The organism is Erythrobacter sp. (assembly GCF_030066995.1).
Classification (GTDB): Bacteria; Pseudomonadota; Alphaproteobacteria; order Sphingomonadales; family Sphingomonadaceae; genus Erythrobacter.
Window position 1 is genome coordinate 460974 of record NZ_JASJAP010000002.1, and the last position, 15070, is coordinate 476043.

Annotated in this window: 12 protein-coding genes and 1 tRNA gene; 6 read left to right on the forward strand and 7 right to left on the reverse strand. The window is 59.8% G+C overall.

Features of this window, described 5'->3' with window-relative positions:
• Positions 1–50: 50 nt before the first annotated feature.
• Both QNI87_RS08475 and QNI87_RS08480 read right to left on the reverse strand, forming a co-directional pair.
• On the reverse strand, positions 51–518 hold the full coding sequence (locus QNI87_RS08475; protein ID WP_300595742.1) for an MmcB family DNA repair protein: 468 nt from the start codon (positions 516–518) through the stop codon (positions 51–53).
• A 144-nt stretch (positions 519–662) separates the two neighbouring features.
• Positions 663–1094, reverse strand: coding sequence for a hypothetical protein (locus QNI87_RS08480; RefSeq protein ID WP_300595743.1), 432 nt, complete (start codon positions 1092–1094; stop codon positions 663–665).
• Between the two features lie 180 nt (positions 1095–1274).
• Here QNI87_RS08480 and QNI87_RS08485 point away from each other — a divergent pair.
• Positions 1275–1351: transfer RNA gene (locus QNI87_RS08485), tRNA-Arg, on the forward strand.
• A gap of 8 nt (positions 1352–1359) precedes the next feature.
• On the opposite strand, the gene QNI87_RS15745 is transcribed toward QNI87_RS08485, so the two are convergent.
• Both QNI87_RS15745 and QNI87_RS08495 read right to left on the reverse strand, forming a co-directional pair.
• Entirely contained in the window at positions 1360–1992 is a 633-nt protein-coding gene (locus QNI87_RS15745; protein ID WP_366146175.1) for an MAPEG family protein, read from the reverse strand.
• Between the two features lie 118 nt (positions 1993–2110).
• Complete coding sequence (locus QNI87_RS08495) at positions 2111–2713, reverse strand: SRPBCC family protein (protein WP_300595745.1); 603 nt, start codon at positions 2711–2713, stop codon at positions 2111–2113.
• A 194-nt stretch (positions 2714–2907) separates the two neighbouring features.
• Between QNI87_RS08495 and QNI87_RS08500 the strand changes: the two genes are divergently transcribed.
• Complete coding sequence (locus QNI87_RS08500) at positions 2908–3510, forward strand: TetR/AcrR family transcriptional regulator (RefSeq protein ID WP_300595746.1); 603 nt, start codon at positions 2908–2910, stop codon at positions 3508–3510.
• Positions 3511–3595: 85 nt separating this feature from the next.
• Here QNI87_RS08500 and QNI87_RS08505 read toward each other — a convergent pair whose 3' ends face one another.
• Positions 3596–5185, reverse strand: coding sequence for a winged helix-turn-helix domain-containing protein (locus QNI87_RS08505; RefSeq protein ID WP_300595747.1), 1590 nt, complete (start codon positions 5183–5185; stop codon positions 3596–3598).
• A gap of 516 nt (positions 5186–5701) precedes the next feature.
• Here QNI87_RS08505 and QNI87_RS08510 point away from each other — a divergent pair.
• A complete protein-coding gene (locus QNI87_RS08510) occupies positions 5702–10999 on the forward strand; it encodes an autotransporter outer membrane beta-barrel domain-containing protein (protein ID WP_300595748.1) in 5298 nt (1765 codons plus the stop codon).
• A gap of 232 nt (positions 11000–11231) precedes the next feature.
• Here the strand turns inward: QNI87_RS08510 and QNI87_RS08515 are convergent, their stop codons facing one another.
• Entirely contained in the window at positions 11232–11858 is a 627-nt protein-coding gene (locus QNI87_RS08515; protein WP_300595749.1) for a TetR/AcrR family transcriptional regulator, read from the reverse strand.
• A 107-nt stretch (positions 11859–11965) separates the two neighbouring features.
• Here QNI87_RS08515 and QNI87_RS08520 point away from each other — a divergent pair, with 107 nt between their 5' ends.
• The 3 genes from QNI87_RS08520 to QNI87_RS08530 are packed head-to-tail and all read left to right on the forward strand — an operon-like array spanning position 11966 to position 14064.
• Complete coding sequence (locus QNI87_RS08520; protein WP_300595750.1) at positions 11966–13372, forward strand: aromatic ring-hydroxylating dioxygenase subunit alpha; 1407 nt, start codon at positions 11966–11968, stop codon at positions 13370–13372.
• On the forward strand, positions 13350–13850 hold the full coding sequence (locus tag QNI87_RS08525) for a DUF3237 domain-containing protein (RefSeq protein WP_300595751.1): 501 nt from the start codon (positions 13350–13352) through the stop codon (positions 13848–13850). Before QNI87_RS08520 ends, QNI87_RS08525 begins: the two co-directional genes overlap by 23 nt.
• A gap of 52 nt (positions 13851–13902) precedes the next feature.
• On the forward strand, positions 13903–14064 hold the full coding sequence (locus QNI87_RS08530) for a hypothetical protein (RefSeq protein WP_300595752.1): 162 nt from the start codon (positions 13903–13905) through the stop codon (positions 14062–14064).
• Positions 14065–14379: 315 nt separating this feature from the next.
• On the opposite strand, the gene QNI87_RS08535 is transcribed toward QNI87_RS08530, so the two are convergent.
• Positions 14380–15070: hypothetical protein (locus tag QNI87_RS08535; protein ID WP_300595753.1), on the reverse strand; the 691-nt coding region annotated here is incomplete at its 5' end.

Genomic DNA, 15070 nt, shown 5'->3' on the forward strand with positions numbered 1-15070 from the left:
CGGAAAGGACAGCGCGGATTGCCGTTGCGGACTAAGACCAAAGTCGAATGTCAGCTGGCTGTGTCGATATCGGCGCAGTGCGGATCGATCAGCGCGGTGTGTCGGCGCATGGCGAGCCGCGCCAGCCGTTCAACCTGCGCCTTGCGCCGCGCGGGGGCGAGGCGGGTCAGCGGCGCCTGGCGGACAATCTCGGCGTCGTAGCCATCTGCAACGATCACGCCGGTTTCGTCGGGCTGGAAGCCCGGGGTTGCGAGGGGCGAACGGTCGAGGCTCGGTGGAAGACCCCAGTAGAAACGGTCGCAAAAATCGAGATAGTCCGGCCATTTGGTGTCGCCGAGCAAATCGCCCCGCGCGACCTTGATCTCGACAAGGACAATAAGCCCCTTGGCATCGATACCCATAAGGTCCGCGCGGCGTGCGTTCTTCAGGGACACCTCTGGCAAGCACCAGATATCGTTGCGCGCGAACAACCGCCCGATGCCCCGCGCGACATCGGCGGCGGTGTGCCCGGGCGGCATGGCCCCGGCATCACGGAGAGATTGCGAGGAAGGTTCGCGTGCCTGTGTTCCCGTCATGCGCCCGGTCTGGAACAGAATAAGAACGCGGTCAAGCGCAATTGCCCGGCCCTGCGTGCGAAGCGCGAAAGCCTGTCTATCGGGCGTTCAGCGGTCGGCCAGGGCCAGAACCGCGCCGCGCGCGGTGTAAAACTCGCGCCACAGCGCCAGCGCGGGAGCGTTGGCCGAGGCGCCGCGCTGCCGCAGTGTTTCGAGCGCCGCCAGCCCGGGCCGCATCATCGCCTCGATATCGTCCACCCCTTGCCAGGCGAGTTCGCGTTGCCATTCGGTTGCGTCACCGATCTGCGCGGGGAACGCGGCGAGCGGCCCCGTGAATGGTTCAGGCGAGAGCTGCGCAAGCTTGGCCACCTGCGCGGCGTGTTGATGCAGGTCTTCCCACTTGGCGGCGAGCGTTGCGGAGTGTCCACCGGTCGGTCCGTCTCCGCCCGGGCCCTGGCCGCCTGGGCCCTTGCCATCGGGGCCCTTGCCATCGGGGCCCTTGCCATCGGGGCCGGATCCACCATCCGCTGTGTCGCGCATTGCGCGCGCTTGGTCGGGAGAAAGCGCAGACATGATCGCGTCTGCTAGCGCATCAGCCTTACCTGAGAGTTAAACCGTGCTCCTTGTGCGATGTGCGGCGAGTGGCGGCGGCGCGATTAAGGCTGGCCCGCGGCCCTTTCGCTTGCTAAGCGCCGCGCCGCGCAACACTAACGCGCCCAGGCACCCGTAGCTCAGCTGGATAGAGCGCTGCCCTCCGAAGGCAGAGGCCAGAGGTTCGAATCCTCTCGGGTGCGCCACTTCTTTCTTACCATCCCAAAATGCTCCTAAGACCTTGAAAGGCATAGAGGTTTCGGGTGTTCGAAGTCCTTCGGAGCGGCTGTGTTTCAGCTTGTCCCCAATGGCCAATTTCAGCGCATTTCGACGGTCTTCGAATGTGCCATTTTCCCAAATTTTCTAAGGATTTTCGAGAAACGTCAGAGCGAGTTTGAACATCTCGACGAAGCCCCTCGCAGGCGTGCTCAGCTTCTCGATTTTCTCGGAGAGCAGCAGTTTCTCGGATTCGAGCGAAGTCATTACAGAGCGATTTTCCGGCGCTGAAGAGCTCGTAAACGATGTAGAGGAGCGCGACATTGCCGAGTGTCCATACACCGCCGCGAACAGCCGGGATGCCCAGGTAATAGAGAACCGCGAACGCGACCCTCGCAAGGATGTAGACAAGGCCAGAGGTCAGCGCCGCACCAGCGTCCAGATCGGTCAGGGCAGCGACGCTCAGAACCGGGATGGCAAGACACCCGCTTTCGACTTGGTTCTGGAGAATTCGCTCGACCCGAAGTCCAAAACGTGTCCGAGGTTTGCCGACTTGTCCCGGTTCGATGAAAAGCCATAGCTGAAACCGAAGTAGTAGTACGTGTAGAGCGCTTCGAAGAACACCAAGCAGGCAAAAATCAAGGCGTACAGAATAAGGAGGGTTTCAAAGGTCATAGAGGTTCCTCCAGTCCTATCGTTGGCCGGTTGCGATGCGGTGTTTCGGGCTAAGTTACGGGCGAGCCCACACCTCAAAGTCTTTTCGGATTGTGGCAGGTCGGCTTCAAAACGTTCGCGTTTCGCCGCCTTCGCCCCCCGACCGTTGAAGCGAGTTTCTTGATTCCGAAGTCCATGAAGATCTTCATCATGACCGGGAAAATGCGCCGCAATGCGATCCCCTTATAGTCGAGGTAGTGCGACCAAGTGAGCTGAGTTTTCCCTGGGAAGGTCTCAACAAGGTGCATAATCGCCACGTGATTTTCGATCGGCATCATAGCGTTCTTGATCGTGTACACGCTCAAGCGAGGCGGATCGGAGTGCAAAAACGCTTCATCGAGCGTGCCCATTCCAATCGTCTGGCACATCCGTTTTGAGCCGACGTCACAACTGGCCACTGCGCCATCCGGGGTCTGCGAGTGGTGTCCACCGCGAATGTTCGGGAACCACTTTGCGATGTTGCTTGCGTTTGTGACCATCGGCCAAAGCTCACCTGGTGGAACATCGAATTCGTAGACGCCATGAAAGCGAAGCGGCGCGGATGTGAACTCGGCTATGTCAATGCCGGGTCGCAATGCAGGATTATTCGGCACCGCCTGGCGCCTTGAAGGAGAGGTTTCCGCAAAGGTTTCGATCATACGCGCTTCTCCGTTCCATTTTCATTCTTGAGCATCGGGCCGCGCCTCGCGCCACAGTCGCCGTGATCGAACGGCTGCTAAACATTGATTCATGAGTCAAGATAAATTGATTTTTTATCTCTGATGCATGAATCAGCAGGCACTTGGCGAGGCGGATTTCTTGATATCCCGGTCAGGGAACATAAATTCTGCTCATGAAAAGAGGCCCGGCACCAAGCTATTCACGTGACGCGGTTCTGGACGCCGCTACCGAGGTTTTCTGGGCGCGTGGCTATACCGATGCGAAGCTTGACGAGATCCTGGAGTTGACAGGTGTCGGCCGGCAGAGCCTCTATTCAGGTTTCGGCGACAAGCGGACACTCTTCATTCAAGCGCTTGAAAGATATGTTGAAAATTTCATCGAACCGCGCGTCCTTTACCTCGAAGATGACGATAGTCATGATGGTCTTGGCGGTGTGCGCCAATTGATCGAAGAATGGAAGCAGGGCGTCGCGCTCGTGGATCGTCGAGGATGCTTGGTGGCAAATTCCTCGGCCGAGTTGGGGCGTCGCGGAGACCGAGAGATTGAATCCCATCTCGCAAGCGCCCGACAGCGTGTCGAAGACGCGTTGGTGAAATGCCTGGATCGCGCAAAAACGCTCGGAACCTTGAGCCCGAATGCCGATCCGACTGCAATTGCCAGGGTCGCATTGATGACAGCCGATGGCCTTTCGTGCGCGATGAAGACGACGACCAATCAGGCAGCCTATGGGGTTTCGACGCTTGATCAGCTGATGACCTTTATTGAAGGCGCGTGATGCCCTAGGGTGCCGGGCCTGTGAGGCGAACAGTCCTGAAGCACCGCCGAAGGCTCCAGCGCACCAGTGATCAATCAGCCCGAACCTAATTAAACCCGTTTTGCGACAGGACATGCTGCAGGAGAGCTTTCACGTTATCCGTCATTCCCGGAGTGGCGTGAAGGATTCCCGCGATCGTAGTTCCCGGGAAGATACTTCTGATCCGCTCACTGGCAGCCGCTGCCTCTTTTGTGTGACCGGCGACAAAGATAATCGCCATCGACGCGACCATGACCATCAGATCTTCGTGGGGGGCCAAAAGCGCCTTTCGGGCCGCTTGCGCAGCGGACCGGATATCGCCGAGATTAAACAGCGAGATGGCTCGCGCCGTATGGGCCGAATAGCGCATCGGATCGCGCGGGCTCAGCGCCAGCGCAATATCGCTGTGCTCCAACGCTACTCCGAATGGGCCGGATAGCGAAAGCTGCGCCGCCATCTGCGTATGCGCCATGGCAAAGCTGGGCGAGAGTTCAATCGCCCGAGCAAACCAGTCCAATCCCTGATCGCGCTTTTGGCGCAACGACAAAGCTCTACCCATTGCGAGGTTGGCTGACGGATCATCCGGGTCGGCATCTATTGCAGCCTCGGCCGAACGAAGCATCAACTCGGGACCATCTCCAGGATCATTCAGCGTCCTCTGCAACAGGAGCCACCAGTATGTGAAGGCCAGGCCTGCATGCGCTCTTGCGAAATGCCGATCGATTTTCACCGCCCGTCGAAAGTGCCTCTGCGCGAGCTCGTGGTTCACGATACCACTACGATAGATCAGCGAGCATCCCACATGGTAGGATTGCCAGGCCGTCAAATCATCGGGCGCTGTAAATCGCATACGCTCGACTTCGTTGCGCGGGATTTGCCGTTCGATCTCTTGAACGATGCACCCTACGATCTGGCTTCGAACTTCATGGATTGCCTGTGGCTCGATTTCGAACCGGTCCGTCCAGACCACACTTTCGCTTCGAGCATCGGCCAACTCAGTCGTGACCACGATTCTGGGCTGCGTCACATCGATCGCACCGGTGAGGACGTAATCGACACCCAACGTCTTGCGCAACGCCGAGGGCGATATCGCTCCGCCATTGAACTGAAAACTCGTCCCGCGCGCGATAACGCTCAGGAGCCGCAGGCGGGAAAGAGCGGCGATGATATCGTCCGGCAAACCCTGGCCCATCCCCGCCAAGGGAGATCGGATGGAGCCAATCAGGCGAAACGGCAAGACCGCCACGGAAGGCCGCTCGCCAATCTTGGATGGACGGTCTGGCTCCGAATTCGCCGGACCAGAAAGGACATCATTATCCTGGAGGCTTGCGGGCACGCGCATCGAGCTGACAATTTCAGGTAGCAGCCGCCACCCCTTCCCATAGACCGTCGCGATCACGGATGGCGCACGCCCCGTGTCGCCAAACGCTTTGCGCAATCGTTTTATCTGGCTGAGAAGGGCTGCTTCCGAGACATGGCGACCGCCCCAGAGAGCTTCAACAACTTCTTCCTTGGTGAGCAGCCGCTGCGTGCCCTTCTTGAGCAGCAGATGAAGCAGGTCCTTCGTGCGTGGCTGCATGGGGACCGTCTTCCCATCGCCATCCGTTAGTTCAAAGCGGTCTGTATCAAATGCGAACGCACCAAACTGGTAAATCACGATCAGGTTGTCCCGCTTCTAAGAACAAGCGTTTTATCTTCCCCCTGAACGGTACTCTGCGCGTCCCCAACGATCAGGTTATCGCAGAAACATGGCAAAACCAAGTTGATACATTTGCCAGGATTGCTGATGACTTGAGTGAAATCGGGCCAAACCGGGCTTTTTCAGGGCCGAGGTTGATGGTCGCCCGGGCGAAGGGCAGCGAACGCATCCAGTGTTTCGGATCGGTTTTGGGGGGATGGTGGCGCGCGCCGCTCTTTGTCCGGTCCCATGGCTTTTCCGAGCGATGAAAAGCTGGAGGGACAAGCGATGCGTTCGACCATGGATTTGCGTTCTAAGCGGGTGAACTTTCTGTCGTCTGGTGAAACGAGGCCCAAGCAAGACAACCCCCCGCACGAAGGCCAAACCAAAGAGCTTCAGGACCTTGCGAAGCGCCGCGTATTGGGTGCAAGCCAAGCGCGCGTTCCCGTTAGGAGGGCGAGCCTTCGCGTAAGCCGATCGGCCTTGCGCTGGGGGGTGGCCCCCTTTGCTCTGTTTGCAGTCAGCAGTCCTGCACTTTCGCAGGCAATTCCGGCTGAGTGCGATGATACAAACAACAATGGCAGCGCCGATCCGGGCGAAACCATCACCTGCGTCGTCCCGGCTCCGGGAGAAGTGCCGGGCGTCGCCACGACAGCCGACGATATTACCATCATCATCGGTGATGCCAACACGCCCACCACGGTCAACAACTTGGCGGGTGCTGGCATCTCCGCGCTGACAAGTGGCGGCGGTCTCACCATTGACAGCACTCAAGGCGACGTCACAGGCAGCCAAGGCATAAATGCGTCAGAGAACGGTACCGGAAACGTATCGGTCACAACCGCCGACGTGACAGCGACATTCGGCCAGGGCATCGTCGCCAGCTCCAATGGCGGCGATGTCGACGTCGACAGCAGCGCGGGCAGTGTCGCGGGCGTTACCCGAGGAATAGTCGCAGACACCAGCGGCGCTGGGGCGGTGTCGATCATCAGCGCCAATGTAACCGCAACAGGTAACAGCAACAGCGTTGGCATTGATGCAACATCCGGTGTCGGCGGAATAACCATCGACAGCACCGCGGGGAGCGTCACGGGCGAGCTTCACGGTATCCTGGCGCAAACGAGCGCTTTGGGAGCGATCTCGATTACGACCGCAGACGTAACCGCTGCAACCAATGATGCCATATTCGCCCTTGGCGCCGGTGATATTATCGTGGACACCAGCGCGGGAAGCGTCGTGGGCGGTGGTCGCGGTATCTTCGTGAACAACCCTGGATCAGGATCAGTCACTGTCATCAGCGCCGATGTTACCGGCAATAATGGGGACGGCATCGAGGCTCTGGGCATTGGTGGTACTATTACAGTCGATAGCAGCGCGGGCACCGTCACGGGCACCATCGATGGGGTACGTGCACGGACACTTGGCGCTGACGCAGTATCCGTGACCACCGCGGATGTGACCGGAGCGACCGACGATGGCATTGAAGCCACATCCGGTGGCGGCGGTGTCACCATCGATAGCAGCGCAGGGAGCGTATCGGGCAGCAACTATGGGATCCTCGCGCGAGACAATGTCGGCGGAGCGATCTCGGTCACCAGCGCCGATGTGACCGGAACACTCAATGACGGCATCGTCGCGCAATCGAATGGCGGCGGCGTTACCGTGGACAGCAGCGCGGGGAGCGTCACGGGTGGATTCAATGGCATTAACGCACAAGATACCGGAGCAGGAGCTGTCTCGGTCATCACCGCCGATGTCACAGGTATCAACGACGAGGGCATAGTGGCAATATCGACCGGCGGCGGCGTCACCGTCGACAGCAGCGAGGGAAGCGTCACAGCTGAAGCTGTTGGCATCCTTGCACGGGATCTTTCGGGGGGAGCGGTGTCCGTTACCAGCGCCAATGTGACGGGAATAAACGGAGACGGTATCGAAGCCTACGCCATCGGCGGCGGAATTACCGTGGACAGCAGCGCGGGACGCATCTTCGGAGCAGATTTTGGTATCTTCGTACAAGACTTCGGGACGGGCGCGGTGTCAGTCATCAGCGCCGATGTAATCGGCGAGAGTGGCGATGGCATCTTTGCCGTAACCAACACCGGCGGGGTCACCGTGGACAGCAGCGCTGGGAGCGTAACAGGCGACAACGATGGCATTTTCGCTGAAGATGCGACTGGTGGAGCCGTATCGGTCACCAGCGCCGATGTCACGGGAGTAAATGGCGATGGCATCGTTGCGCAATCGAGCGGCGGCGGTGTCACCGTGGATAGCAGCGCGGGGAGCGTCACTGGCGACGTCTACGGGATATTCGCACAGAGTTTCGGCTCCGGGGCGGTATCCGTGACCTCTGCTGATGTAACCGGCTACAGCGCTGATGGTATAGCCGCCATCTCGCTGGGTGGCGGTGTCACGGTAGACAGCAGTGCTGGGAACGTGACTGGCGACAACAATGGCATTTTCGCACAAGATACTGGAACAGGTGCGATCTCCATCATCAGCGCCAATGCGACCGGCGATGGCAGTAGCGGCATAGCCGCAATATCCAGTGGCGGTGACATCACTATCGATAGCAGTGCGGGCGGTGTCGATGGCACCAGCGACGGTATCTTCGCTGATATCAATGGTGCAGGATCGATATCTATCACCGCTGCTGATGTCACCGGCGGCTTCGCGAACGGAATCCTCGCCACATCCGTCGGTGGTGGCATCACTATCGACAGCAGCGCGGGGAGCGTTTCTGCTGGAGGGCATGGAATTGTCGTGCAAGATGTTGCGGGGGGGGCGCTGTCGGTCATCAGTGCCGATGTAGCCGGCGCAAACGATGACGGTATCAGCGCCTTGGCCGATGGCGGCGGTATCACTGTTGACAGCAGCGCCGGAAGCGTTGCCGGTGAAGATTATGGGATCAGGGCAGAAGATCTCGGAACGGGAGCAGTCTCGGTTGTCAGCGCCGATGTGACGGCCAACATCCTTAGCGGCATCCGCGCAACATCCGCTGGCGGCGGCGTGACCGTTGATAGCAGCGCGGGGAGCGTAACAAGCGGCAATAGTGGTATCTTCGCCGATGGTATCTTCGCTGAGGATACTGCTGGTGGGGCGGTTTCTGTTACAACTGGCGATGTCAACGGCCAGACTGACGATGGGATACACACCGAAAGCAATGGTGGTGGCAACACCATCGACTCCACGGCGGGGAGCGTGACTGGCGATCAGGATGGTATTTTCGCGCGAGATTCGGGCGCCGGAGCCGTCTCTGTCACGACCGCCGACGTAACGGGCGTCACCGATGACGGGATTGAGGCATCGTCCAACGGTGGCGGGGTTGTCATCGATAGCACCGCAGGAAGCGTAACTGGCGGCCTCGATGGTATCGTCGCGCTGGAGTTCGACAGTGGAGCGGTCTCGGTCAGCAGCGCCGATGTGACCGGTTCTGGCGACGATGGCATTCAGGCAGAAGCCAGGGGCGGCGGGATCACCATCGACACCGTCGCAGGGACCGTAGCGGGCGATGACGATGGGATATTCGCCCGAGATGTGGGCGCCGGAGCCGTGATGGTTACGAGCGCCGATGTCACCAGCAGGCTTGAGACAGGCATCATTGGCATATCCAATGGCGGCGGGGTTACCGTAGACAGCACCGCCGGCAGCGTCATCGGCGGCACCACCGGAATATCGGTGTCGGAGACAGTCGCCGGTGCAATCGCGATCACAACTGATGATGTCAGCGGGGGCAATGTCGGGATCGAAACCTTCGCAACGGACGGCACGACCAGCATAACCCTGGCGTCCACCGCCGACGTTGTGGGCACTGCGGTCGCTGGGATCCAGGCGAATTCCACCGGCACTTCGGCGAGCGTTGCGGTCTCGGGCAGTTCTGGAACAGTCACCGGCGGCACCGATGGCATCGTAATCAGCACGAACGGCGCTGATATCGCGGTTGGCAATTTGGATAGCGTGGTTGGCCTGGCGGGCGATGGTATCGATGTCACGTCAAACGGCGGCGCGATCGCCATCTTTGACATCGAAAGGATCCAGGGCGCGGGCGGCAATGGCATTCTCGCCAATGCAACCGGCGGCGCCGGGGGCAATATCGCGATCACCGGCACGGGCGATGTTTCGGGCTTGACCAATGGTATCTCAGCGTTGACCGACGGCGTCGGGACGATCGCGCTTGAGCTGGACGGAACGACTTCCGGCGATTTCAGCGGAGCAAATGTGTCGACCACCGGCGGCGCGGTGGATGTCGTTAATGACGGTGTTTTGTCGGGAGGCACCTGGTCGCTGTTTGCCAGCGGCGCAAACACCGGCCCGATCACCGTTGAAAACACCGGCACGGTCAGCGCGCCATTTCAGCTGGGCGCCGACAATGACAGTTTCACCAATTCCGGCCGCTTCGAGGCCAGTCAGACAAGCGATTTCGGGTTGGGGACGGACAGCTTTGTCAACACCGCGAGCGGTGTAATTGCGGTTGCCAATACAGCTGTGGTGACCGGTCTGGAAACGACGGCCAATAGCGGTCGCATCAGCTTTACCAATGGCGCTGCAACCGGCAGCCTCTCGCTAACCGGCGACTATGTCGGCAACAATGGCAGCCTGGATGTGGATGTGGATTTCAGCGGCACCGCCGATGTGCTGACAATCTCGGGGGCCGCCACCGGGACGACGTTGATCGAAGTCAGCGACGTGACCAGCGCTCCTGGTCTGGGTGGCGATATCGTGGTCGTGGATGCGGGCAGCGGCAGCGATGCCGGCGCCTTTGCGCTTGCCGACGATGTGGTCGGCCTTTCTCCCTTCCTGCACATCGATCTGACCTTCGATGCGGTGAGCGATGACTACCTGCTTGGGCGGAGCTTCTCGTCTGCGGTTGCGGAGGGCACCAAGATTGCCGAAGCCGCTCAGTCCTTATGGTACCGCAGCACCGATGCGTGGATGCAGCACCGCGCCGCCACGCGCTTCGATCCAGAGAACCGCTCGCCGTTCTGGATGGCCTTTTACGGCAACGCATCGGATCGTGAGGATGACAGCAGCTTTGCAGGTCTGCCAGGAAGCAGCCCGGGCGATCTTGATTACGACCAGGACTATTTCGGCTTTCAAACCGGCTATGATCTAATCGCAAGCGCGGATGGTGGCATGGGCCTTGGGATCACAGCGGGTTATCTCAGTTCCGACGTCAGCTTCGATGCCCGCGGTAACGGCGCTCGGTTCGATGTCTTCAATGTCGGGCTATCGGCATCGTACAGGTCGGGCGGCTTCCATGCCGATGGCCTGATCAAATACGATTCCATTTCGGGCGACCTCAACGATACAGACAGTCTGGGATGGATCGGCGATGCGGATGGCGATGCCTGGGGCGTCCACGCGCAGATGGCCTACCGGTTTGGCGATGGAGGCTTCTTCCTCGAACCGCAGGTCAGCGTGGATTACCAGCAGACAAATCTGGAGGATATCGAGCTGACGGACTCGCGTTTCACGTTCGAGGATATGGACGGGTTGCGCGGCCAAGCCGGCCTGCGCCTCGGCGGGCAAGGTCGCAGGTCGAACGGAACCAACGTTGGCTACTATGTTGGCGGGAGCGTGGTTCATGAGTTCGAGGGCGAAGGGCTCATGCGCTATGTGCTCGGCCCGGACGAGCTCGCGCTGCGCAACAACCCAATCGGCACTTACGCCCGCTTCGAAGCGGGCGTGACCCTGTTTGGAACAGGGCCGGTCAGCGGTTTCTTCGAGGTCGAAAGCGACGTCTCGGAAGACTTCACCAGCTTTGGTGGAACGGCGGGAATTCGAGTAAGATTCTAGGGTGAGATACTAGAGAGTCCGGCGCTCATATCGAGGCGCCAGAAACACGGGGGGTTGGCAGCCGCAGGCCGCGAAGGGACCGCGGCTGCCAGTTCCCTCGCCGGCAATACATCAGACATGAACCGCAAAGACTGCCCCCTGCTTGGTAGCCTTAACAGACGACCCCTGGGTTTCGGTTCCACGGGAATCTGGCGATATCGGCGGACGGCGAGATTGTCGCGCTGGGTTTCTTTCAGCCCGGGTCGCGGTTGTTCTGGTCCAGATGATTGCGCACCAAGGCGCTCCAAAGCTCAAACAGTCTCTTCTGATTCGCTTCGCTCGCGTGAACCCCGCGTTGGAGCGCCATTCCCCGCAAGAGATAGATTGTCAGCTCGATCAGATCGTAGAGGTCCGAATCGGGTGTGACGGCCGCGTCCGTCCTGGCGCTCTGCTCCTTCATCGCCCCGATGGCGCGAGCGTCAATGTCCGCGACACGCTCGCGAAGGTCGGGATCGGTCCGCGCTGCGACCAACGCTTCGATCCAGCACTCAAGGAATCCAGGTTGCTGGCTACCTTGCCAAAGCAGGTCAAGATACTCGTCGAGAGGCAGCCGAGGTGAGCCGTCGAGACCGGTTCTCTGTTCGAATTCTTCGTCAAAGCGGCTGGTGTTCCGTTTGATTGCGGCAATCAGAAGGTCTGTTTTCGCGGGGAAATGGTGCGTTTGCGCGCCGCGCGAAACGCCCGCGCGCTCGCAGATAGCGGCCGTGCTGGCATTGGCCCAGCCCATGGCAGCGATCAGATCCAGCGTTGCTTCCAGCAAAAGGGCCTTTGTGCTTTCGCTGCGCTGCTGCTGCGTGCGCCTCGCTAGCGCTTCGCTCATGATCACCCCTTCACTTCGATAACTGCCTGAGCAATAAAACATACCAACCGGTCTGTTTGCGTGTTATCAGCCGTGCCGACCAGATCATAGAGGGAGCTTGCAGGACAATGACAAAGGTCACAGCGGACATCTACACAGGACTGGAACATCGCTCGGATGGCCCTGCCGACCGTCCTCACCCTTCGCTCCAGGAAATCTACGAATCCGACAAGATCGCCCCGCCGGCGCATATGCGCGAAGAATCGCGCATCGACATGGGCAATGAAGACATTCCGATCGAACGGTACTTCTCGAAGGAATATCACGACAAGGAAGTCGAAAAGGTGTGGCGCAGGACCTGGCAATGGGCGTGCCGACTGGAAGACATCCCCGATGTCGGCAGCCACATTGTTTATAACATCGTCCACGATTCGCTGATTGTCGTGCGGACCGGGCCGGGTCCCAAGGACATCAAGGCCTATATCAACGCGTGCCTCCATCGCGGAACGATGCTGCGCAAGGAAGGTGGGTGCGTGAAGAAATTCCGCTGCCCGTTCCACGGCTTCACCTGGGCGCTCGACGGCACGCTCGATCACATTCCGGAAGCCTGGGATTTCCAGCATGTCGACTGGAAAGAATTCAGCCTGCCCGAAGCGAAGGTCGATACCTGGGGCGGCTTTGTATTCATCAATTTCGACCAGGACTGCGAAGATCTGCTGTCCTATCTCGAGATCCTCCCGGAGCACTTTGCCGATTACGACCTGGAAAACCGCTACAAGGCGATCCACGTCGCCAAGATCATGCCGTGCAATTGGAAGCTCAGCGCGGAAGCCTTCGTCGAGGCGTATCACGTCCCCTACGCGCACCCGCAATCGCTGCCCTATTATGGTGACAGCAACACCCAGTACGACACCTATCCCGGTGTTCGGCATATCAATCGAATGATCAGCGCTCAGGGAGTGCCAAGCCCGGCGGTGCCCGATACCGATCCCGAAAAGACCCGCACGTTGATGGAGCGGGATATCCCGTTCTACAAGTCGTCGGATCCCGTTGTTGAAGGACAGTCGCCCAGAGAAAGATTTGCCGAGGTCGCGCGCAAGAAGATATCGGCGGCGTCGAAGCGCGACGTGTCTCAAGTATCCGATACTGTGGCGCTCGATCTGATTCAGTACACGGTGTTTCCGAACTTTGTTCCCTATGGCGGACTTGGACTGTCGGCTGGATATCGCTTCCGACCCTATGGCGATGATCCGGAGCGCTCGATCATGGAAATCTATTTCCTGTTCCCGAAAGCCGAGGACGGCTCTCATCCGCCCGCGCCGCGCACGGTCTGGCTGACCGAGGATGAGGACTGGTCGACCGTCGAAGCCTTGGGCTCGTCTGCCATGGTCATCGATCAGGACACGGACAATCTCAAGCGTATCCAGAAGGGCCTGCGCACCACGCGTAAACCAGGTGCGACGCTAGCCTCCTATCAGGAGAGCCGCATTCGTCATTTCCACAAGACGCTAGATGCGTACATGGCCGCCGATTGAGCCGATGGAGGCCCTCTCACATCGTCACCTGCTGACGCTCAAGCTGACCGTCGACGCTCCGGGCGCTGCGATCATCGGCAGCACCGGCTCCGGCCTGCGTTCGATCGTCCCGGTGGTATCGGGCACGTTCGCGGGAGAGCGATTGTCGGGCCGCGTTCTGCACGGCGCCGACTGGGTGCTTGCCCATGGCGACAGCCGGATGGAGATTGACGTCCGGCTGATCATGGAAACCGGTGATGGCGCGAAAATCTATCTGACTTATCAGGGCGAGTTCAGGGGAGAGCCCGGCGCGTTGCCCGCCCTTGCCCGGGGAGAGGTCTTGGCAGACGACAGCTACAGTCTCTCGACACGGGCCCGCTTCGAATGCGGAGACAAGCGCTATTCGTGGCTAAACGATGTTCACGCGGTCGGGACGGGAACGCAATCCGGTTTCAACCCGACCTATCAATTGTTTGAGATCGCACCTCTGGCCAAATGACCGGCAATGCGCGTTCGAGTGGCGTCCAGTGTGCGCAAGCGCGGTCTGCCTGTTGTTCGGTCCTGGCGCCTTGTTGCGAACGAACGGGGGCAATCCGAAGGTCGTGCGTTCGGACTATTCTCTCGCCAGCGCGCCGGATCGCGCCACCGGTCAAGTCCTGGTCGAAATCGATGGCGAGCGCGGCCTGACCGGCGGCTGCACAGCCAGCGCCTAGCGCCTAGCGCCCAGCGCCCAGCGTCCAGCGTCCATCCGTTCGTGATGTCATTGGTGGCAGGCCAGTCGTCGAAGCTGGTCCCGCGATAGGAGATGACGGTCTTGAGTTCTCCATCTTCCGGGTCCCGCCACTCATAGGCGATGGCGTAGAAGCCTGCTTGCTCCGCATCATCTCCGAGCTCGATTTCGCTGTCAGTCTTAATCGTGGCGTTGCCGATCTTCGTTACGTTTGCGCGAAAATCCAGGTCGTTAAGGCCCGCTCCATACCCTCGATTATAAGAGTCGAGCGCTAGGAGCGAGAGAAAGACGTCTGAGTTCATTTCTTTGCCCTTTTACGGAAAGCTGTTTCGCTTAGAGTGGCATGAAGGGGTAAGGCGATCCCGCTTGGAGGCCGTTCTGACATAGGAATTTTTCCGATTGCGCCTTGTGTCTCACTTAACCACCCCAACCGCTCTTCAATTCCGGTCGTCACCGGTTCGTCAGTGAGTTCGACGGTGATGCGCTGTAGCTCCACTCCCTCGCCAAAACTCGCGGACAGATCGTCGGGATCGACCCGCTCGACGCTGGTCGGATCGGCCTCGTCGCCGAACGTCACCAGCATCGGATAGGCAGACTGCCCTTTCATCAGGCCATCTTCGGTCCACCGGCGCGGGACTTCGACCGGACCTTCCAAGAGCAGCACATTATCGAACACGTCTTCCCATTCCTCGCCGTCGATATCCGGCGCGAGCATCTGCATGACCCGTGCGGACCATTGAACATCGTTTTCGGAGCGCAGCAGCGCAAACAGGGTCTGCCCCCCAGGCAGGTCGACCGCGACCGCCTCGCCCCGAACCCTGTACCTGATCGCCCGATTGAGGGGGGAACTGCCCGAACGGCCCAGCCTCTGTTCAACCGCGATCACGCTGGAGCCGGTCTTGAGCCCCTCGGGCGTCTCGACCTCGACCCTCAGGCGATAGCGATAATCGGGTGTCGGATCGTCGGCTCCGGTGCAGCCGGACAGGGCA